The sequence below is a fragment of the Bacillus sp. GBSW19 genome, from assembly GCF_002998655.1.
In the GTDB taxonomy this organism is placed as follows: Bacteria; Bacillota; Bacilli; order Bacillales; family Bacillaceae; genus Bacillus.
On record NZ_PVRF01000001.1, the window covers coordinates 722,290 to 743,436 of the forward strand.

The 21,147-nt window shown below is 40.9% G+C and carries 16 protein-coding genes; all 16 read left to right on the plus strand.

Features of this window, described 5'->3' with window-relative positions; translation table 11 throughout:
• Positions 1 to 24: 24 nt before the first annotated feature.
• Positions 25 to 750 (plus strand): GntR family transcriptional regulator, encoded by a 726-nt coding sequence (locus C6344_RS03800; protein ID WP_060596309.1) that lies wholly within the window; start codon positions 25 to 27, stop codon positions 748 to 750.
• 102 nt (positions 751 to 852) lie between these two features.
• Positions 853 to 2,082, plus strand: a complete 1,230-nt coding sequence (gene bcbE, locus C6344_RS03805; protein ID WP_223250456.1) for a bacillibactin exporter BcbE — start codon at positions 853 to 855, stop codon at positions 2,080 to 2,082.
• Between the two features lie 317 nt (positions 2,083 to 2,399).
• On the plus strand, positions 2,400 to 5,516 hold the full coding sequence (locus tag C6344_RS03810) for an MMPL family transporter (protein ID WP_106047801.1): 3,117 nt from the start codon (positions 2,400 to 2,402) through the stop codon (positions 5,514 to 5,516).
• 145 nt (positions 5,517 to 5,661) lie between these two features.
• Positions 5,662 to 6,942 (plus strand): EF-P 5-aminopentanol modification-associated protein YfmF, encoded by a 1,281-nt coding sequence (gene yfmF, locus C6344_RS03815; RefSeq protein ID WP_106072726.1) that lies wholly within the window; start codon positions 5,662 to 5,664, stop codon positions 6,940 to 6,942.
• Positions 6,939 to 8,231 (plus strand): EF-P 5-aminopentanol modification-associated protein YfmH, encoded by a 1,293-nt coding sequence (yfmH, locus tag C6344_RS03820; protein ID WP_106072727.1) that lies wholly within the window; start codon positions 6,939 to 6,941, stop codon positions 8,229 to 8,231. Before yfmF ends, yfmH begins: the two co-directional genes overlap by 4 nt.
• A gap of 152 nt (positions 8,232 to 8,383) precedes the next feature.
• Positions 8,384 to 8,860, plus strand: coding sequence for a MarR family winged helix-turn-helix transcriptional regulator (locus C6344_RS03825; protein WP_060596316.1), 477 nt, complete (start codon positions 8,384 to 8,386; stop codon positions 8,858 to 8,860).
• Positions 8,838 to 11,957, plus strand: a complete 3,120-nt coding sequence (locus tag C6344_RS03830) for an MMPL family transporter (RefSeq protein WP_060596318.1) — start codon at positions 8,838 to 8,840, stop codon at positions 11,955 to 11,957. Before C6344_RS03825 ends, C6344_RS03830 begins: the two co-directional genes overlap by 23 nt.
• Before the next feature lie 31 nt (positions 11,958 to 11,988).
• A complete protein-coding gene (gene ymfI, locus C6344_RS03835) occupies positions 11,989 to 12,717 on the plus strand; it encodes an elongation factor P 5-aminopentanone reductase (protein WP_106038725.1) in 729 nt (242 codons plus the stop codon).
• Positions 12,718 to 12,790: 73 nt separating this feature from the next.
• Complete coding sequence (locus C6344_RS03840) at positions 12,791 to 13,048, plus strand: DUF3243 domain-containing protein (RefSeq protein WP_003211590.1); 258 nt, start codon at positions 12,791 to 12,793, stop codon at positions 13,046 to 13,048.
• A gap of 131 nt (positions 13,049 to 13,179) precedes the next feature.
• Complete coding sequence (locus C6344_RS03845; protein WP_003211480.1) at positions 13,180 to 13,971, plus strand: DUF3388 domain-containing protein; 792 nt, start codon at positions 13,180 to 13,182, stop codon at positions 13,969 to 13,971.
• A 23-nt stretch (positions 13,972 to 13,994) separates the two neighbouring features.
• Complete coding sequence (locus C6344_RS03850; RefSeq protein ID WP_106038724.1) at positions 13,995 to 14,906, plus strand: helix-turn-helix domain-containing protein; 912 nt, start codon at positions 13,995 to 13,997, stop codon at positions 14,904 to 14,906.
• A 75-nt stretch (positions 14,907 to 14,981) separates the two neighbouring features.
• Entirely contained in the window at positions 14,982 to 15,563 is a 582-nt protein-coding gene (pgsA, locus tag C6344_RS03855; protein ID WP_066030887.1) for a CDP-diacylglycerol--glycerol-3-phosphate 3-phosphatidyltransferase, read from the plus strand.
• A gap of 16 nt (positions 15,564 to 15,579) precedes the next feature.
• The gene (locus C6344_RS03860; protein WP_060596326.1) at positions 15,580 to 16,830 is read left to right on the plus strand and encodes a competence/damage-inducible protein A; all 1,251 of its coding nucleotides are present in this window, start codon (positions 15,580 to 15,582) and stop codon (positions 16,828 to 16,830) included.
• A gap of 176 nt (positions 16,831 to 17,006) precedes the next feature.
• Positions 17,007 to 18,047, plus strand: a complete 1,041-nt coding sequence (gene recA / locus C6344_RS03865) for a recombinase RecA (RefSeq protein WP_034662211.1) — start codon at positions 17,007 to 17,009, stop codon at positions 18,045 to 18,047.
• Positions 18,048 to 18,547: 500 nt separating this feature from the next.
• Positions 18,548 to 20,110 (plus strand): ribonuclease Y, encoded by a 1,563-nt coding sequence (gene rny / locus C6344_RS03870; protein ID WP_003211958.1) that lies wholly within the window; start codon positions 18,548 to 18,550, stop codon positions 20,108 to 20,110.
• 88 nt (positions 20,111 to 20,198) lie between these two features.
• Complete coding sequence (locus tag C6344_RS03875; RefSeq protein ID WP_034662209.1) at positions 20,199 to 20,993, plus strand: TIGR00282 family metallophosphoesterase; 795 nt, start codon at positions 20,199 to 20,201, stop codon at positions 20,991 to 20,993.
• Positions 20,994 to 21,147 lie beyond the last annotated feature (154 nt).

Consider the following 21,147-nt stretch of genomic DNA (forward strand, 5'->3'; position numbering starts at 1 on the left):
GCATTGATTAGACGGAGGGAAAACATGTCGACCAAAACAGACAATCGCCATTTATATTTGAAAGTGATTGACCGTATTAAAGAAGATATACAAACAGGCGTATATGCAGAAAAAGAAAAGCTGCCTTCTGAGTTTGAGCTCTCAAAGCTTTTAGGCGTGAGCAGAGCGACACTGCGTGAAGCCCTTCGTGTATTAGAAGAAGAGAAGTATTTAATTAGAAGGCATGGTGTGGGAACGTTCGTCAACTCTAGACCACTCTTTTCAACAGGCATAGAACAGCTGGCAAGTGTCACGAAAATGATCGAGCAGGTCAATATGACGCCTGGTACCATCTTTTTATCCTCGCAAGAAGGGGAGCCAACAGAGAATGATGTGATTCGTTTTCAGTGTGATGAATCTGATGAGATTTTTTCAATGGAACGCGTTCGAACGGCAGATGGACAGCCAGTGGTATATTGTTTAGATAAAATTCCGGTCAAGCATCTTCCCGCTTCTTTTACACATGAAGAAGAGTCTCTTTTTGAGCTGTTTGGAAGAGAACCACACAGCGGGATTAAATATGCAGTTGCTGACATCGAACCAATCGGCTACCACGATCAGGTTTCACCGATACTCGAATGTGACCCTGAAACAGCATTATTATTACTGAAACAAATGCACTATGATCAGGATGATCAGCCGGTCTTATACTCGCTTAATTATTTTCGAGCGGATAAATTCAGCTTTCATGTGATACGTAAACGATTTTAACAAGCAGTCGCTTCCAGAAGCGGTTGCTTTTTGTTTGCCCATACATAATACCCGTAAAACTTGCCACACTAATACGTAACAGTATATAGAATTGGGTGAATGATGTTGGGCGAGAAAACAGTCAGTAAAAAGAATATTATTGCATTATCATCAGTGCCTCTAATCATGACACTTGGGAACTCGATGTTAATACCTGTATTGCCAGAGATAGAAAAGACACTCTCCATCACTTCCTTTCAAGTCTCCCTCATTATTACGGTATACTCTGTTGTAGCGATCTTATGTATTCCAATCGCCGGCTATTTATCGGACCGAATCGGGCGTAAAAAGGTACTCCTGCCGTGTCTGTTAATCGCAGGTCTTGGTGGGGCTGTGGCAGCAGTTGCCTCAACGATCATGAAAGAACCCTACATGTGGATTCTATTTGGAAGGGTCCTTCAAGGTGTTGGCTCAGCCGGGGCAGCACCTGTCGTGATGCCGTTTATAGGAGATTTGTTTCATGATGATGAAGAAGTAAGTGCGGGACTTGGCGCCATCGAAACCTCTAACACAGCTGGAAAGGTATTAAGCCCGATTATTGGGGCGCTTCTGGCTTCATGGTTTTGGTTTGTGCCGTTTTGGTTTATTCCGTTCTTTTCAATCATCAGCTTTCTCATGGTACTGTTCATGGTAGAGTCCGCGAAAAAAGAGGAGGACCCGCCTACATTCAAAGAATTTTTAAAATCAACAAAGACCATTTTTAAGCATGAGGGACGCTGGCTTTATGCCATTTTTGCAATTGGCGGTTTTATTATGTTTCTTCTTTTTGGTGTGCTTTTTTACTTATCTGATAACCTAGAGGCAGCTTATCAAATTAAGGGTGTCAAAAAAGGGCTCCTGCTTAGTATCCCGCTCCTTTTTCTATCCATCAGTTCATACATTGCTGGGAAAACGATTGGAAAAGAAAAAGGGAAAATGAGAATCTTTATAATCGTAGGCATGGCCTTGTTATCACTTTCCTATATGTTTTTATGGTGGAATCACAGCTTTTACGTATTGTTTATCTGTTTAAGCGTTGGCGGTGTTGGCATCGGTATTGTACTGCCTGCACTTGATGCCCTGATTACAGAAGGAATCGAAAAAGAGCAGTGCGGAACCATTACGTCATTTTACAGCAGTATGCGTTTTATCGGTGTCGCTTTAGGACCTCCGATTTACGCCTATCTCATGGATAAAGGGGACTCCATCGTTTTTATTCTCTCGACCATTTGCAGTCTTATTTCACTATTTTTGGTCCTCTTCTTCATCCAGCCAGATGAAAAGGATGAAAGTGAACAATTAAAAACGGTTTAATCTAGAAAAAAGACGGTATTTTGCCATCTTTTTTCTTTTTTATAAATTGACATGTAAAATTTTGATAGTTAAACTAATGTATAGTAATATCTTTTAAATTATCCCAAATAGGAGGTGTTCAAAAACATTCATTTTCTGTCTTTCTTCAGGCAGAAATTGAGCTCGCGTGCTGATGATGAATATGTGTTTCTTCAACACGAAAAGACAATTGAATAGGTCATCCTGCCATTAGCACGTTGAAGGAGACGCAGTCAGCACTTCAGACACGCTCAAATACAGCAAATTGATTGATGAACTAGAAGGAGCTTGAAGCAGCTATGTTGCAAATAATTAAAGCAAGATGGATTGTATTAGTGGTGTGGATGATAACAGCTGTGATTCTGTTTATTACTGCGCCTAATTTAGAGGAATTAACAAGAGAAAAAGGGCAATTAAAGGTTCCGGAGGGGACACCAACAGCTGAGGCACTTCACTTATTGGATAAGCTATCAGATCATAACGGGAAAAAAGATACGGGTGTCATTGTATTCTCCGAACAACATCTGTTCCCTGAGAAAGAGCAGGAATTAAAAAAGGCTTTATCTGCACTCATGACTCATGCCCCAGACCTCCACATTGACGGAATTACTTCGTATTTTCATGTAGATCCGGACATTCAAAAACAACTTTTATCAAAGGATAAAAGTACACTTCTTGTTCCATTCAAATTCGACCACTACGAAACAAAAGCTGTGAAGATTAAAGAACAAATTGAGGAAGTTTTAAAGCCCTATCATGTCTCATATGAAATGACGGGTCAAAAATTTGTGGATTCAGATGTCATTAAAAGCTCTCAACAAGGTCTGAAGAAAACTGAACTTATTACGATGATTTTTATTTTCTTTATTTTAATCATTGTTTTCAGATCGATTTTGGCACCTGTTGTTCCGCTCATTACAATCGGCATTTCTTATGCCGTCAGCCGGTGTATTGTGGCTTTTCTAGTAGAATATATGCAATTTCCTCTATCTAATTTTACTCAGATTTTTATGGTAGCTATTATGTTCGGTATAGGAACAGATTATTGTATTTTGCTGTTAAGCCGTTTTAAAGAAGAGATCGGACAAGGTCGTGATGTCAAAGAGTCGATTATCATCACATATAAATGTGCAGGGAAAACGGTCTTTTTCAGTGGCTTAGCCGTGTTAGTCGGCTTCTCAAGCATTGGGTTTGCCAAATTTCAATTGTATCAATCAGCCGTTAGTGTTGCTGTTGGAGTTGGCATACTGCTGATTGCCCTAGTCACCATCGTTCCCTTTTTTATGTCTGTTTTCGGAAAATCCCTTTTTTGGCCATCTAAAAGAGAAAACATTCGCCACCCGCAAAGTAAAATGTGGGAATGGGCTGGGCGTTTTTCATTTAAAAGGCCGCTGATCAGTTTAGGTTTAGTTGCACTAATTACTGTGCCTCCTATTTTGATGTATGACGGAACTCTTTCTTATAACAGCTTAAATGAGATTGGGACAAAGTATGAATCAGTGTCTGCATTTAATACGATATCAGAGCAATTTGGCTTTGGGGAAGCGCTGCCCCTGAATGTACTTGTTGAAAGTGACAATAAGTTAGATAACCAAGAAAAGATTGTCATGATTGAAAAACTGACCCGTAAATTAAATGACATTGACGAAGTAAAAACAGTCCGCAGTGTCACTAGGCCTGTTGGAGACGGGCTAAGTCAGCTTTACGTCACCTCTCAAGCAAAAGAGCTGGGAGGAGAACTTGGCAAAGGCCACGAAGGAATCGGGAAAATTTCAGATGGCCTGACCGAAACAAATCTTGCCCTTCTCAAACAAAAACCAAAAATTCAAGAATCCGCTAAAGGCATTGACCAGCTGATTGATGGAACAAAAGCGATCAAAAGCGGAATTGGAGAAGTAAGGGAGTCCTTGATCTCTTTAGAAGATGGGGTAAGGCGCAGTAAAGATGGCGTCGGGACCATCCGAAGTAAAATCAAAGAAGCGAAAAAGGAATTAGAGCAAGAATATCGCAGCAGTGAAGCGATGATTCAAGAGCTTAAGCGAATGGTGAGTACGCTGGAACGTCATGCGAAATCCAATCAGCAGCTGATGACCACCATTAAAAAAGTAAAAAATTCCTATGAAAATGTATCGTTTGAAGCACTTGAAAAACGGCTTCCAGAAGTAAAAGATATGGATGAATATAAAGAAATCAAGAAAGTATTCAAAGACACAAAAGAAATGCTTGATCAAGCTGGGGACCAAATGAGTGTGTATGAAGAGGAAGCCTCTCACTTTAAACAAAAGATCAAAAAAGCAAATCAAGTAATTCAAACCTTATCAAGCAAGCAAAAAGACGTAAAACGCCAAGTGCAAGCACTCATGGACGGGCTCGATCAAATTTATGACGGTCTTGAACAAACAAATGAAGGACAAAAACAATTGATTAAAGAAATGCCTAAAATTGAAGATGGCGCAGATCAACTGACAGGCGGACAAAAAGCCATCAAAAAAGGATTTAATCAGCTCTCATCAAAACTTACATTATTAACAGATGGATTAGGTGAAAGTATTGAAGGGCTCGAGCAGGTCAAAAGCGGCTTCACCGAGGCGGACGGCTATTTAAAGCAGCTTCAGCAAGCGCCAGATGAAGAAATAACGGGCTGGTTTATTCCAGAAGAAGTGCTGAAACGCCATGAATTTAAGCAAATCTTTAAAACGTATATGTCTCCAGATCGTAAATTAACAACCTTAGAAGTTATTTTAAATGTGAATCCATACAGCAATGAAGCGATGAAAGGCGTTGCCAAAATTGAGGACACCCTTGATCAATATTTACCTGTCAGCGGGTTAAAGAATGCAAATTACGGTGTGTCTGGTATCTCAAGTTTAAATGTAGATTTAAAAGAAACATCTGACGGTGACTTTATTCGAACGGTCATTTTCATGTTAGTTGGCATCTTTATCATTTTAATTATATTATTACGGTCAATCGTCATGCCGATATACTTAACACTTTCACTCATTTTAACGTATTTTACTTCCGTCGGATTAACAGAATGGATCTTCAAAACATTTTTTGGCTACGACGGTCTTAGCTGGGCTGTCCCATTTTTCAGCTTTGTCATTCTTGTCACCCTTGGCATTGATTATTCGATCTTCCTAATGGATCGCTTTAATGAATGGAAGGGAGAGCATGTGCAAGCATCAATGATATCAGCGATGAGAAATATGGGTTCTGTCATTATTTCAGCAGTCGCGATATTAGCGGGGACCTTCGCCGCCATGCTGCCGTCTGGTGTATTATCACTTGTTGAAATTGCAACGGTCATACTCATTGGACTTTTATTATATGCGTTTGTTGTATTACCTCTCTTTATTCCGGTCATGGTTCGTATTTTTGGAAAATGGAATTGGTGGCCTTTTAGAATGAAATAACGACCGGCGCCTCTGCTCATAGCAGAGGCGTTTTTATTTCCTATCCTTTCCTCTGATTGATATAATGTCTATTAAATGGCTGTTTCACGTATATATCAGCTATGTTCTAATACATAATAAATAGGATGAACAAAGGAGGTTTCTCATGACGTACTTACAAGAGAAGACACTAGACACACCTGGTCTTCATACTCATATTGTCAAAACAGAAAAATTTAAAACGGTCACAATCCTTTTTAAAATGCTTGCGCCTCTATCGAAAGATGACGTCACCATGCGTTCACTTTTCCCGCATGTGCTGTTAAGAGGAACAGAAAAAATGCCGAAAACAGGAGAATTGCGTGCTTATTTTGATGAGCTTTATGGTGCTACTGTTTCAGCAGACATGGCGAAAAAAGGGGAGAATCACATCATTACCTTCCGCCTGGAAATGGCGAATGAAAAATATTTAAAGGATCAAACACCTTTACTAGAAAAAGGAATTGCTTTACTATCTGATCTACTATTCCATCCGTATGTTGAAGATGGAGCGTTTAGTCAATTATATGTAGATCAAGAAAAACGTACTTTAAAACAGCGAATTCAAGCAGTGTATGATGATAAAATGCGTTACTCGAACTTAAGGCTTGTGCAGGAAATGTGCAAAGGTGAACCATATGCACTGCACGTCAATGGAGAAATGGAAGATATCGAAACGATCACAGCTCACTCGCTTTTTGAAGCTTATGAGCATGCGCTTCAATCGAATCAGCTTGATCTTTATGTTGTGGGAGATGTTGACGAACAAGACATCAGACGAATGGTCTCTCAATACTTCAAAACAAGTGATAGAGAACCGGTCAAACAACACGCTGACTCAACAAGAACGCAAAAAGAAGCAAAAGAAGTCATTGATGAAGAGGACGTGAAGCAAGGCAAGCTGAATATCGGCTTTCGCACGCATACGACGATTGCAGATGAAGATTATCCGGCGCTGCATTTGTTTAATGGCATATTTGGCGGCTTCTCGCATTCGAAGCTATTCATCAATGTTCGGGAAAAAGCAAGTCTTGCGTACTACGCTGTGTCTAGACTTGAGAGCTTTAAAGGCTTGATGATGGTCATGTCAGGAATTGAAGTCGGCAACTACCAGCAGGCAGTAGACATTATTAAAGAACAATTTGAAGCGATGCAAAAGGGTGATTTTTCAGATGAAGCGATTGACCAAACAAAGGCTGTCGTCAAAAATCAGCTACTTGAAACGATCGATACATCTTATGGGACAGCAGAATACCTGTATCAGCATGCCGTTGTGCCAACAGGAGAAACGCTTGATTCCTTTTTACAAGCACTTGACCGAGTGACAAAAGAGGACATCATCAAAGTGGGTCAGAAAATCGAATGGGATACGACCTATTTTCTTAAAGGAACGGAGGGTGCTTCATGACAGTGAAAACAATTCAATTCGACCAGCTGCAAGAAACGGTCTATCACGAAAAAATGGAGAGCGGACTTGACGTTTATGTGCTCCCAAAGCAAGGGTTTAACAAAACCTATGCGACTTTTACAACCAAATATGGCTCTGTCGATAACGAATTTGTGCCGCTTGGCAAAGAAGACATGATTCGAGTGCCTGACGGAATTGCCCATTTCTTAGAGCATAAACTGTTTGAAAAAGAAGATGGAGACGTATTTCATACATTTAGCAAACAAGGAGCATCCGCAAATGCTTTTACGACATTTACGAGAACAGCTTACTTATTCTCAAGCACCTCAAATGTCGAACAAAATCTTGAGACGCTCATTGATTTTGTTCAAGAGCCTTATTTTACTGAAAAAACGGTCGAAAAAGAAAAGGGCATCATTGGTCAAGAGATTAACATGTATGATGATAATCCGGACTGGCGTTTATTCTTCGGTCTGATTGAAAATCTATATCAAGAGCATCCCGTGAGAATTGATATTGCTGGAACAGTAGAAAGTATTGCTCCGATTACAAAAGATCATTTGTATGAATGCTATGAAACGTTCTATCACCCGAGCAATATGCTTCTATTTGTTGTCGGTCCCGTTGATCCAAAGCAAATATTAGATCAAGTCAGAGCGAATCAGGCGAAAAAGCCATTTACAGACCAGCCAGAGATCAAACGAAAAGACATCAATGAGCCTGAAGGTGTGTACCGAAAAGAATACGAACTTCCAATGAACGTACAAGGCTCGAAATGTATGTTCGGGTTGAAAACAAAGAATCCTCATAAAAAAGGAAATGAGCTGCTAAAACATGAGCTCGGGATGAATCTCATTTTAGAGACGCTGTTTGGTAAAAGCTCTTTACAATATGAACAAATGTATGAAAAAGGCTTAATTGATGAGACCTTCAGCTACGATTATACGGAAGAAGGCGGCTTTGGCTTCACGTCAGTTGGCGGAGATACAAATGATCCTGATCAACTGGCAAAAGTATTAAAAGAAACACTTCTTCAAGCAAAGAACTTGATGTCAGAAGAAAAAATTGAGCTCGCGCGCAAGAAGAAAATCGGCAGCTTTTTAAAAGCCATGAACTCTCCCGAATACATTGCGAACCAATTCACTCGATATGCATTTTTAGACATGAGCTTATTTGATGTCGTGACCATGCTGGAACAAATCCAATTAGCCGACATTCAGCAAATTTTAGAGGAAGAAATTGATGAAGAACGGATGTCCGTTTTCAAAGTCGTCCCGAAAACAAAATAAATAAAAAAAGACAAACTCAGATCAAATGAGTTTGTCTTTTTTATGTCTAATTGATAAAAGCATGTTAATTGTGTGAATTTTCATTGACAATCAATTTGTTCGTTAGTTAAACTCTTTAATAGTTAAACACTTAAACTAAAAAGGAGCAGCGTATGGAACAAAATAAAATTGCACAGCTCATTCAGAGATATGCAGACGTCTATCTCATGATGGAAAAAAAGGTATCGGGTATGATCACGGAAAAGCTTGATAAAGAGCTGACGCTTGATCAGTATTACTCGCTTCGATACATCAATTTACATCCTGGATGTACATCAACTGACCTTGCAAATGTATGTAATGTGAACAAAAGTGCGGTAACCTCCATGACAAATCGTCTTTTTACGAAAAACTATATTGTCCGTGAGCACGATCAAGCCGATCGAAGAAATGTTCACCTGTACGTTACGCCAGAGGGCAAAGATGTGGTCAGCCGAATGGAAAAGCAGCTTCAGGATCTAGTTCGATCTTATTTTGAAAAGTTGGAAGAAAAAGAAATGGAATCATTTATTCAAACATATGAAAAGATCTATCAAGTGATCATCGAAGAGGAGGCACAAAGTACTAATGAGAGCAATCATAAAGGGTAGATGGCTGATCACGATTCTATGGATCGTATTAGCGGCAGTGTTACTCATCACCGCTCCTAATATGGCGCAATTAACAAAAGAAAAAGGGCAAATTTCAGTACCAGACGGCTATCCGTCCTCATATGCAAATCAGTTATTAAAGAAAATGTCTGAAAACGGTGATACAGAAAAATCAATCGTCATTGTCTTTCAAGAAAAGAACATCGTCAAAGAAAGAGAAACATCTTTAAAAAAGGCAATGGAGATTTTAGAAAAGGATCATGATCTACATGTAGAAGATATCACTTCTTATTTTGACGCCAACAAAGATATCAAAAAACAGATGCTCTCTAAAGATCGCACGACGCTCCTTGTTCCAGTTACATATGACTCAAACAAAATCAAAGCTTCCGATTTTAAAGAAAAAGTCAATGAAAAGCTGAAGAGCTTAAACCTAACATTTGAAATGACAGGACAGCCGTTAATTGATGATGATGTGATCACAAGCTCGCAAGAAGGTCTGAAGAAAACAGAGTTCATTACGATTGGGTTTATTCTCATCGTTCTTGTCCTTGTCTTTAGATCAGCTGTGGCGCCTTTCGTACCATTAGTCGCAGTAGCTCTGTCTTACTTGGTGAGTCAATCCATCGTGGCTTATTTAGTTAAATATCTCGACTTCCCGCTCTCGACCTTTACCCAAATTTTCATGGTCGCGATCATGTTTGGAATAGGAACGGACTACTGCATTCTGCTTCTCAGTCGCTTTAAAGAAGAGATCGCACACGGTAAAGATAAAATTGAGGCGATTCTGATTACGTATAAAACAGCAGGAAAGACCGTTTTATTCAGCGGAATTGCTGTGCTAATCGGTTTTACCTGTATAGGCCTGGCGCAATTCCAGCTCTATAAATCAGCTGTTGCAGTAGCAGTTGGTGTCGCTGTGCTGATTGTGGCGCTTCTCACGATTGTTCCGTTCTTTATGGCGGTTTTAGGAAAAGTGTTATTTTGGCCGATTAAAGGTGATATTGCTCATCCGCAGTCAAAAATGTGGGAAACAGCAGGACGCTTTTCATTTAAAAAACCACTTTTCAGTTTATTAATCGTAGGAATCATTACGCTTCCGCCCATTCTCATGTATAAAGGAACGCTTTCGTATAACAGCTTAGATGAAATCGGTAATAAATACGAATCAGTCAATGCATTCAATACCATTTCTGACAAATTTGGGCCAGGAGAAGCACTGCCGGCAACGATTGTCGTCAAATCAGCTGATCTGTTAGACAACAATAAAGGGCTGATTGCTGTTGAAAAACTCAGCCGTGCAATTGAACAAACAGATGGCGTAAGTAAAGTGAGAAGTGCGACACGTCCTGTCGGTAAAGGGCTGAGTGATCTGTACGTGAAATCACAAGCCAAAGAGCTGAATACCGGACTTGATAAAAGCAATGAAGGCTTGAAAAAAATCCAAGATGCACTGACGACAATGAGTAAATCTATTGAAGATCAAACGCCGCAGATCAAATCATCTGGAAAAGGCATTAACCAGCTGATTTCTGGCACTGAATCAGTACAAACAGGCATTCAAAATGTCGAGAAAATGTTAAGAAAACTGCAAAGCGGAATCGATCAAAACAAAAACGGTGTAGCAGAGATTAAAGAAAAAATTAAAAGTGCGAAAAAGGAATTAACGGCTCAAGTCGCACAAGTGAATCAGCAAGTTGCGCTATATAAAAGCATTTCCAAAGAATTAAAGGCAGCATTAGCGCAAGTTGATACGTCATCCTCTGCCGCAGCGGATGTAAAAGCATTAATCACACAAGCAAATCAACAATTTAGTACACTCGAAAAACAAATTCCGCAGGTAAAAGAAAATCAATCGTATCAAGCCATCAAAGCTTCATATAATGAACTTTCTACGACCTTGCAAGAAGGGGCGAAACAGGCAGACAGCTATGCCAAACAAGCAAAAGAAGCCAAAAAACAGCTTGAAGCAGCGGATGCCTTTATCGCAAAAGCTTCAGAGCAGCAGAAAGTCTTGACGAGTCAAATCGATGAGCTCATTGCTGGCTTAGACGCAATTGAAACTGGACTTGATCAAACGTCTAAAGGTCAAGGACAGTTAGCTGATAATATGCCGAAGCTTGCAAATGGAGCTGGCAAAGTGATTGATGGTCAAAAACAAATGAAAGAAAAGATTGGCGGCTTTGGTGATGACCTGACCAAGCTGACAGATGGGCTGAACAAAAGCGCAAGTGGACTGGAGAAAATTTCAAGCGGGTTAATGGGTGCAGGTGACTACTTAGACGAACTGAAAAATGCACCAGATCAAGACATGGCCGGCTGGTTTATCCCAAAAGACGTGCTGAAAAATAAAGCATTCAAGCAAGTATTTGATTCATACATGTCGGATGACCGCAAGATGACAAAAATTGATGTCATTTTAGAAAAAAATCCATATGGCAATGAAGCCCTGTCGACGATCAAACAAGTAGAAGCTTCTGTCGAGCGGGCACTTCCTGAAACGAACCTAAAAGATGCATCATTCGGCGTTTCAGGTGTATCAAGTATGAACGCTGATTTAAAACAGCTGTCAGACCAAGATTTCAATAAGACGGTTCTTTACATGATGATCGGTATTTTCCTCATCCTGGTGATCCTGTTCCGTTCGCTTGTTATGCCGCTGTACTTGGTAGGTTCACTTATTTTGACTTACTTTACAGCTATCGGGATGACAGAATTTATTTTCACCCATTTCTTCGGATACCCGGGCATTAACTGGGCTGTTCCATTCTTTGGATTTGTCATATTAATGGCGCTCGGAGTCGATTATTCGATTTTCTTAATGGAGCGGTTCAATGAATACAAAACAAAAGACATTCAGTTTGCTATGACCGAATCAATGAAGAATATGGGCTCTGTCATTATGTCTGCTGCTGTTATTTTGGCAGGAACCTTTGCAGCAATGCTTCCTTCAGGAGTGCTGTCTCTCCTGCAGATAGCAACACTTGTTCTAACAGGACTTTTGCTGTACGCACTCGTTGTGCTACCATTGTTCGTACCTGTGATGGTGAAATTGTTCGGATCAGCTAACTGGTTCCCATTTAAACGAAAAGAATAGATATTTCAAATAGAAAGTAGGAATCCATGTGATGAGTCGTTGGGCGCTGATAACAGGTGCCAGTGGCGGGATTGGGCAGGCGGCAGCCAAAAAGCTTGCCCATGAAGGCTGCCACGTGATGCTCCATTATCACAAAAATGAACAGGCAGCCGTGCAGCTTGCCGCTCAGCTGGAAGAAACAAGTCATATTCAGACGCACGTCGTTCAAGCGGATTTAGCTAAAATGGGCGGAGCAGATGAGCTCGTCAGCCGTCTGCCTGTATCCCCAGATATTCTTGTATTAAATAGCGGTAAAAGTCATGTCGGATTAGTGACAGATACAGAAAAAGATGTATTAGCCAGTATGGTGCAGCTGCATGTCACAAGTCCATATGAGCTCACCCAACACCTATTGCCAGCCATGATTCAAAAAAAAGCAGGTCATATTGTTGTAGTAAGCTCGATATGGGGAGAAACAGGTGCATCGTGTGAAGTGCTGTACAGCATGGTGAAGGGGGCGCAAAATGCGTTTATTAAAGGTCTGGCAAAAGAGCTTGCCCCAAGTGGAATTAGAGCAAATGCTGTTTCGCCAGGTGCTGTCCGTACAGACATGATGAAAAGCTTCACACAAGAAGATATTGCAATGCTTGAGGAAGAAATCCCGCTTGGCCGGCTTGCATCACCTGAGGAGATTGCAAATGTCATTTGGTTTCTCGCCTCAAAGCAGTCAAGTTATATGACAGGTCAAATTTTATCCGTTAATGGCGGCTGGTACTGTTAAAAAACGTGTATAATTCGTCTCTCCATGACAAAAGCTATGGCTGTAATTCATCTTTTCGAATGGAGGAATCGACATGTCAGTACTTGAGAACTGGGACCATTGGAAAAACTTTTTAGGTGACCGTTTAAATCATGCGCAGGATAAAGGTTTAAAAGATGATACCATCAATAACCTTGCGTATGAAATTGGCGGATATTTAGCTAACGAAGTTGAAGCAAAGAACGAGCAAGAAAGAGTACTTGCTGACCTTTGGAGCGTTGCATCAGAAGATGAGCAGCGCGCTATTGCCAATATGATGGTCAAGCTGGTTGAAAATAATAGCTCGCACTAAACAAAAAGAGGGGTCGTTTGTGCCTCTCTTTTTATTTTAACCGTTTAGCAACATTGTGCTTTCTAAAAATGTGAAAATGCTTTATGATAAAGGAAGGTAAAAATTTGCCACAATGAAGGGGGTAATATCATTTGGCAAAGCTCGAATGGTATTTTGAATATGAGATACAGGTAAACCGTCCCGGACTATTAGGAGACATTTCTTCTCTAATGGGGATGCTTTCAATTAATATTGTGACAATTAATGGTGTTGATGTATCAAGACGCGGAATGCTTTTGCGCTGTGACCACACAGATCAAATTAAGCGCCTTGAATCAATTTTAAATACAATGGAAACGATAAAAGTAACGAAATTAAGACAGCCAAAACTTCGTGACCGCTTAGCGGTTCGTCACGGCAGATATATTCAGCGTGATGCGGATGACAAAAAGACGTTCCGTTTTGAAAGGGACGAGCTTGGTCTTCTTGTTGATTTTATGGCTGAACTATTTAAAAAAGAAGGACATAAATTGATTGGGATTCGCGGGATGCCGCGTGTCGGAAAGACAGAATCAATTGTGGCTTCAAGTGTATGTGCCAGCAAGAGATGGCTTTTTGTATCGTCCACTCTTTTGAAACAGACGATCCGAAGTCAGCTGATTGCGGATGAATACAGCCCAGATAACGTCTTTATTATTGATGGGATTGTGTCGACGCGAAGAGGTTCTGAGAAGCACTTGCAGCTTTTAAGAGAAATTATGAGACTGCCGGCAACGAAGGTGGTTGAGCATCCAGACATCTTTATTCAAAATTCAGAATATACAATGGATGATTTCGACTATATCATTGAATTGCGTAATAGTGCAGATGAAGAGATTACATATGAGCACGCTGAAGAACCACAAGTGTTTGATCATTCTGGTTTTTCTGGCTTCGATTTTTAATATGGTAATGGTAGGTGTTTGTTTTGACTGAATTGGGAAAACGGCTCATTGAGGCCAGAGAGGAAAAAGGGATGTCGCTGGAGGATCTTCAGACGGTGACCAAAATCCAAAAGCGCTACTTGCTAGCAATCGAACAAGGAAACTATGATATTATTCCAGGTAAATTTTACGTCAGAGCGTTTATTAAACAATATGCCGAAGCCGTTGGACTAAATCCTGAACAATTGTTCGAAGAATTTCGTAAAGATGTACCGAGCACGTATAACGATGAAGTATCTGATAAATTATCAAATATTAAGCCGCAAAGAGAGCTGCCAAAGCCTGCCTCGAAGGTGCTTGAGCTGCTGCCGACCATCTTGATTATTGGAGGCGTCCTTGTGGTCATCGCGATCATTTATGTAATTGTGCAGGCGGTCAATCATGATAGCGGGCAGAAGAACAATCAGGCGGCTCCTCAGCAGTCAGAATCTAAATATGAAGTATCTGAGGATTCATCTCTCGCAAAGGATCAAAAGAAAAAAGAAAAAGCTTCGTCAGATGATCAAGAAAAATCATCTAAAAAAGATGACTCATCAAAGGATTCATCCAAAGACGATGAAACGGTCTCTTTGAAGGCAACGAATACGGAAGGCTCAACGACAACGTATGAAGTGTCAGGTGCAGATGAGATGGAGTTAATCATTTCTGCAACAAAAGCTTCATGGCTGCGCGTCAGAGACGAATCTGGAAAAGTGCTGAAGATGGGTGAACTAAAAGATGGCGAATCGTTTAAAACAGACTTGTCTGAGCTCTCTCAGGTCGATATCCGTCTAGGCAATGCGACTGGAATTGATATCAAGGTGAATGACGAAACGCTTAAGTACGAATTAGACCCTAAAAACACTATGACACAAAACATTGTGATTGTGAATAAAGGAAAGGAAAAGTCATCTTAAGCAAGTAGATGACTTTTCTTTTGTTCCTACTATTATATATACATAAAAAAATGGCTTATTGGAGGATTGAATTTCATGTTTAACTTACCGAATAAAATAACTCTTTCTAGGATCGCCTTGATCCCTGTTTTTATGATCATTATGCTTGCACCTTTAGATTGGGGTGTTGCGCGTTTTGGTCACGTCAGCATCGAAGTGACGCATCTTGTTGGAGCAATCCTGTTTATTGTCGCTTCGACAACTGACTGGATTGATGGGTACTATGCGCGTAAACTTAACTTAGTGACAAACTTTGGTAAATTTTTAGATCCGCTTGCAGATAAATTGCTTGTTTCAGCTGCTTTAATTATACTTGTTCAATACAACCTCACACCGGCATGGATGGCGATTGTGATCATTAGCCGTGAATTTGCTGTAACCGGTCTAAGGCTTGTATTAGCCGGAGGCGGTGAAGTGGTAGCAGCTAATATGCTTGGAAAAGTGAAAACATGGGCGCAAATCATTGCGATTTCAGCACTTCTATTGCATAACCTGCCATTTGAACTTGTATCATTCCCGTTTGGTGACCTTGCGATGTGGGTAGCAGTGTTCTTCACTGTTGTGTCAGGCTGGGATTACTTTGCAAAAAACTGGGAAGCTTTAAAGAATTCTAACTAAAAAGGACGTGTACGCTTTGAAGTCAGAGAGAAAAGCAGAAATTATTGCAGTCGGGTCCGAACTTTTGCTAGGGCAAATTACGAATACGAATGCACAATTTATCAGCAAACAGCTAGCTGAAATTGGTGTGAATGTTTATTACCACACAGCAGTTGGTGACAATCCAGAGCGTTTAAAAAGGGCCATTCAAGTGGCGCAGGAAAGATCGAATTTTATTATCTTCTCAGGTGGTCTTGGACCAACCAAAGATGATTTAACAAAAGAAACCATTGCGAGTACGCTCGGAAAAGAGCTCGTGCTAAATGAAGAAGCATTTGAATCCATTCAAGACTACTTTCGAAAGACTGGACGAGACATGTCGCCGAATAACCGTAAGCAGGCACTCGTTCTAGAAGGATCTGATGTGCTCGTAAACCGGTTTGGGATGGCCCCAGGTATGTTTATTCAAGAAGACGATACATTTTATATGTTGCTTCCTGGACCGCCAAGTGAACTGCATCCGATGTTTGAGAACGAGGCGAAGCCGCTGATTTCTGAGAAACTGGGTTTAAAGGAAAAAATCGTGTCTGTTGTTCTCCGCTTCTTCGGAATCGGTGAATCACAGCTTGAAACAGACCTAGAAGATTTAATTGATGCTCAAACCAACCCAACGATTGCACCTCTCGCATCTGACGGTGAAGTGACACTTAGGCTCACGGCTAAGCATGAGGATGAAAAAGAAACGGAGCGTCTGTTAAAAGAAACAGAAGCGAAAATTTTAGCGCGGGTAGGTGAGTACTTCTACGGGTATGGTGATACATCACTAGTCCGTGAAGCTTCCAAGGCCTTGCACGAACACGGGAAAACAGTGGCAGCGGCTGAGAGCCTGACTGGCGGAATGTTTTCTGAATGGCTGACAGATCTTGAAGGTGCATCGTCGATTTTAAGCGGCAGTGTCGTTTGTTATACAAATCAAGTCAAACAGCAGGTGCTTGGCTGCCGGGAGGAAACGTTGTCTTCTCATGGTGCTGTCAGCAAAGAGTGTGCTCTAGAGCTTGCTGAAGGTGCTAGAAAGCTCGCGGGAAGTGATATTGGCATTAGTTTTACGGGTGTAGCAGGCCCTGATACCCACGAGGGACAGCCTGTCGGAAAAGTGTTCATCGGGCTATCTACGAAAGACCATACAGACGTGTTTGAATGGATGTTTACAGGAAGCCGGTCGGGCATTCGAAAGCGCGCTGTGAAATACGGTCTGCATCACTTGCTCAATTTATTAAAAGAGAGTTAATTTTGTTTTTTGTTAGGTTTACTCCTTTATAAAAGAGTGTTTTTTCTAATAGAAATCACTCTTTTCTTAAAAATCTGCCAAGAAAAAATCGAATATGTGTTCGTTTTTTTCTTGGCAAATGACGTAAAACAAGGTATAGTATAGATAGTGGAATTGATAAAGGAGGAAACAATAGAATGAGTGATCGTCAAGCAGCCTTAGATATGGCTCTTAAACAAATAGAAAAACAGTTTGGTAAAGGCTCTATTATGAAACTAGGAGAGCAAACAGATACACGCATTTCAACAGTACCGAGTGGTTCGTTAGCACTTGATACTGCACTTGGAATAGGTGGATATCCTCGCGGCCGTATTATTGAAGTATATGGTCCAGAGAGTTCTGGTAAAACGACAGTAGCACTTCATGCCATTGCTGAGGTTCAGCAGCAGGGAGGACAAGCTGCATTTATCGATGCAGAGCATGCGCTCGATCCAGTTTACGCTCAAAAACTAGGTGTCAATATTGATGAGCTGTTACTTTCTCAGCCTGATACAGGAGAACAAGCACTTGAAATTGCAGAAGCTCTTGTCCGCAGTGGTGCAGTTGATATTGTTGTTATTGACTCAGTAGCTGCTCTTGTACCAAAAGCAGAGATTGAAGGGGACATGGGTGATTCACATGTTGGTTTACAAGCACGTTTGATGTCCCAAGCACTTCGTAAACTATCAGGTGCCATTAATAAATCGAAAACAATTGCCATCTTTATTAACCAAATTCGTGAAAAAGTTGGGGTCATGTTCGGTAACCCTGAAACAACGCCAGGTGGACGTGCGCTTAAGTTCTATTCGTCTGTTCGTTTAGAAGTGCGCCGTGCTGAACAGCTGAAGCAGGGCAATGACATTATGGGGAATAAAACGAGAATTAAAGTGGTGAAAAACAAAGTAGCACCGCCATTCCGTATTGCAGAAGTAGACATTATGTACGGTGAAGGAATCTCAAAAGAGGGAGAAATCATCGACCTTGGAAGCGAACTAGATATCGTACAAAAGAGCGGTGCTTGGTATTCTTATCAAGAGGAACGTCTTGGGCAAGGCCGCGAAAATGCGAAACAGTTCCTTAAAGAAAACAAAGATATTCTTCTCATGATTCAAGAACAAATTAGAGAGCACTACGGTTTGGACACAAACGGAGTGAAAGCAGCTGAAGAAGAAGAAGGACAAGAGGAATTGGAAATTTAAAGACTAAAAGACGCTGAAAAGCGTCTTAGATGGTTGACAAAGGGCTAAAATGATCTTTATTTTAGCCCTTTGTCTTCTTTTCAGCGTGATAGAAAACCTTTGAAGTCTAGGAAGGGCGAGTACCGGAGCGGAGCGAATTAAACATTCGTGAGCACCGGAGCGCAGACCTGACACCGAATGCGAGGGTTTGTCTACACGCTAAAGACGCTGAAAAGCGTCTTTTTTTTACATTTACATGACAGCTAGCAGGTCAAAAGTTCTGTCTTTGCTTGAAATAACGACTTACGCCTCAGTCTGACTAGCTTGACAAGTATTTCCGACACAATTACAATGGGAATGTATCACTTGTTTTTCTTAACATGATTGATAACTAATTTAAACTTGACAAGGGCAGTGAGGATCTCATTCCCTGTGAAGGCCCTGTATGTTGAGACACAAAACAATGTACATGCCGACACTTTATTTGTAAAACCAAGTTCATAGCAAGAGGAGGTGAAAATATGTCGCCTACGATGTTTACGATCATCTCCATTTTGCTGAGCCTAATCTGTTTAGTTGTTGGCTACTTTGTTCGTAAAACCATTGCAGAAGCAAAAATATCCGGCGCAAGAAACATGGCCGAACAAATTGTTGAGGATGCAAAGCGTGATGCGGAAGCATTGAAGAAAGAAGCGCTCTTGGAAGCGAAAGATGAAATTCATTCCTTTCGTGTAGAGGCGGAGCAAGAAGTTCGTGAAAGACGTAATGAGCTTCAAAGACAAGAAAACCGTTTACTTCAAAAAGAGGAAAATCTTGATCGCAAAGACGAATCTTTAGATAAACGGGAGTCCCTGTTGGAGAAGAGAGATCATTCTCTGAATGAACGACAACAACATATTGAAGAGATGGAAAGCAAAGTGGATGATATGATTCGTTTGCAGAAAGCCGAGTTAGAACGCATTTCTAGTTTAACTCGAGATGAAGCGAAACAAATCATTCTGGATCAAGTTGAAAATGAGCTTTCCCACGACATTGCAGTCATGACGAAAGAATCTGAAAACCGAGCGAAAGAAGAGGCTGATAAAAAGGCGAAAAACATTCTTTCACTTGCGTTACAGCGTTGTGCAGCTGATCATGTAGCTGAAACGACGGTATCTGTAGTCAATCTTCCAAATGATGAGATGAAAGGTCGTATTATCGGACGTGAAGGACGAAATATCCGTACGTTAGAAACGTTAACAGGTATTGACTTGATCATAGATGATACACCTGAAGCTGTTATCCTATCGGGCTTTGATCCGATTAGACGTGAAACAGCGAGGATAGCTCTGGACAAGCTAGTCCAGGATGGCCGCATTCATCCTGCACGAATTGAAGAAATGGTGGAAAAATCACGCCGTGAAGTCGATGATTATATCCGTGAGATGGGTGAGCAAACGACATTCGAAGTCGGAGTTCACGGTCTGCATCCGGATCTCATCAAAATTCTCGGTCGCTTAAAATTCCGTACAAGTTATGGACAAAATGTCCTGAAGCATTCAATTGAGGTTGCACATCTTGCAGGTCTCATGGCTTCAGAGCTTGGAGAAGATGCAAAGCTTGCAAAACGAGCAGGTCTTCTGCATGACATTGGAAAAGCCATTGATCATGAAGTAGAAGGAAGCCACGTAGAAATTGGCGTTGAGCTTGCGACGAAATATAAAGAGCATCCTGTTGTCATCAACAGTATTGCCTCTCACCACGGTGACCAAGAACCGACATCTATTATCGCTGTTCTTGTTGCGGCAGCAGATGCATTATCTGCAGCACGCCCTGGTGCAAGAAGTGAGACGCTTGAAAATTACATTCGGAGACTTGAGAAATTAGAAGATATCTCTGAATCTTATGAAGGTGTTGAAAAATCGTTTGCGATACAGGCTGGACGTGAAGTACGTATTATGGTGAAGCCAGATTCAATTAATGATCTTGAAGCTCACCGTCTAGCAAGGGATATTCGTAAGCGGATTGAGGACGAGCTCGATTACCCTGGTCACATTAAAGTGACGGTCATTCGAGAAACTCGCGCAGTAGAGTATGCAAAATAGAGCGGTGCGCTTAGCGCCGCTTTATTTTTTTGTGTAAATATGCAACACTGATAAGAAGTCAATTTATAAGAGAAAGGGTTCAAAGCGCATGAAAATATTATTTGTTGGAGATATCGTCGGTTCACCTGGACGAGACACACTGAAAGAATACTTGCCAAAGCTAAAGAAGAAATATCAGCCCCACTTTACCATTGTCAACGGAGAAAATGCTGCTCATGGGAAAGGGATAACTGAAAAAATCTATCATGAGCTGCTGCAAGCAGGAGCTGACGTGCTTACAATGGGCAACCATACATGGGATAAAAGAGACATTTTTGATTTCATCGATGACGCAGCCAACATGGTTCGTCCGGCGAACTTCCCAGAAGGCACACCTGGTAAAGGTCTTACGTTTATAAAAAAACAAGGAAAAGAACTGGCCGTCATCAATTTACAAGGACGCACTTTTTTACCGCCAATTGACTGCCCGTTTCAAAAAGTAGACGAGTTAATTGCGGAAGCATCCAAACGTACACCGTTCATTTTTATTGATTTTCATGGTGAAGCCACAAGTGAAAAGCAAGCGATGGGCTGGTATACAGACGGCCGTGCATCATGTGTCGTTGGAACGCATACACATGTTCAAACAGCAGATAACCGCGTTTTGCCAAAAGGAACTGCGTATATTTCAGATGTGGGAATGACAGGACCTTATGATGGCATTTTAGGTGTTGATCGGGAGACGATTATTAAACGATTCAAAACGAGTCTTCCAGTCCGTTTTGAGATTGCAGAAGGACGCACAACATTAAGTGCAGTAATCGTAGAAATTGACGAACAGTCGAAAAAAGCTGTCAAAATTGATCGAATTTTGATAAATGATGACCATATTTTCTTTGAATAAATGTTCACATATTTATTTCAGAAAAATATTAATCAGAAAGAAGGAATATGCGCCCTCTATCGTGAATATAGTAAAAATGGTAGGTAGCCTGCTATTTTTGAAAAACATTTTGGGGATGGATTTTCAAAAAATAGCATCATCTAACAAAGATTGT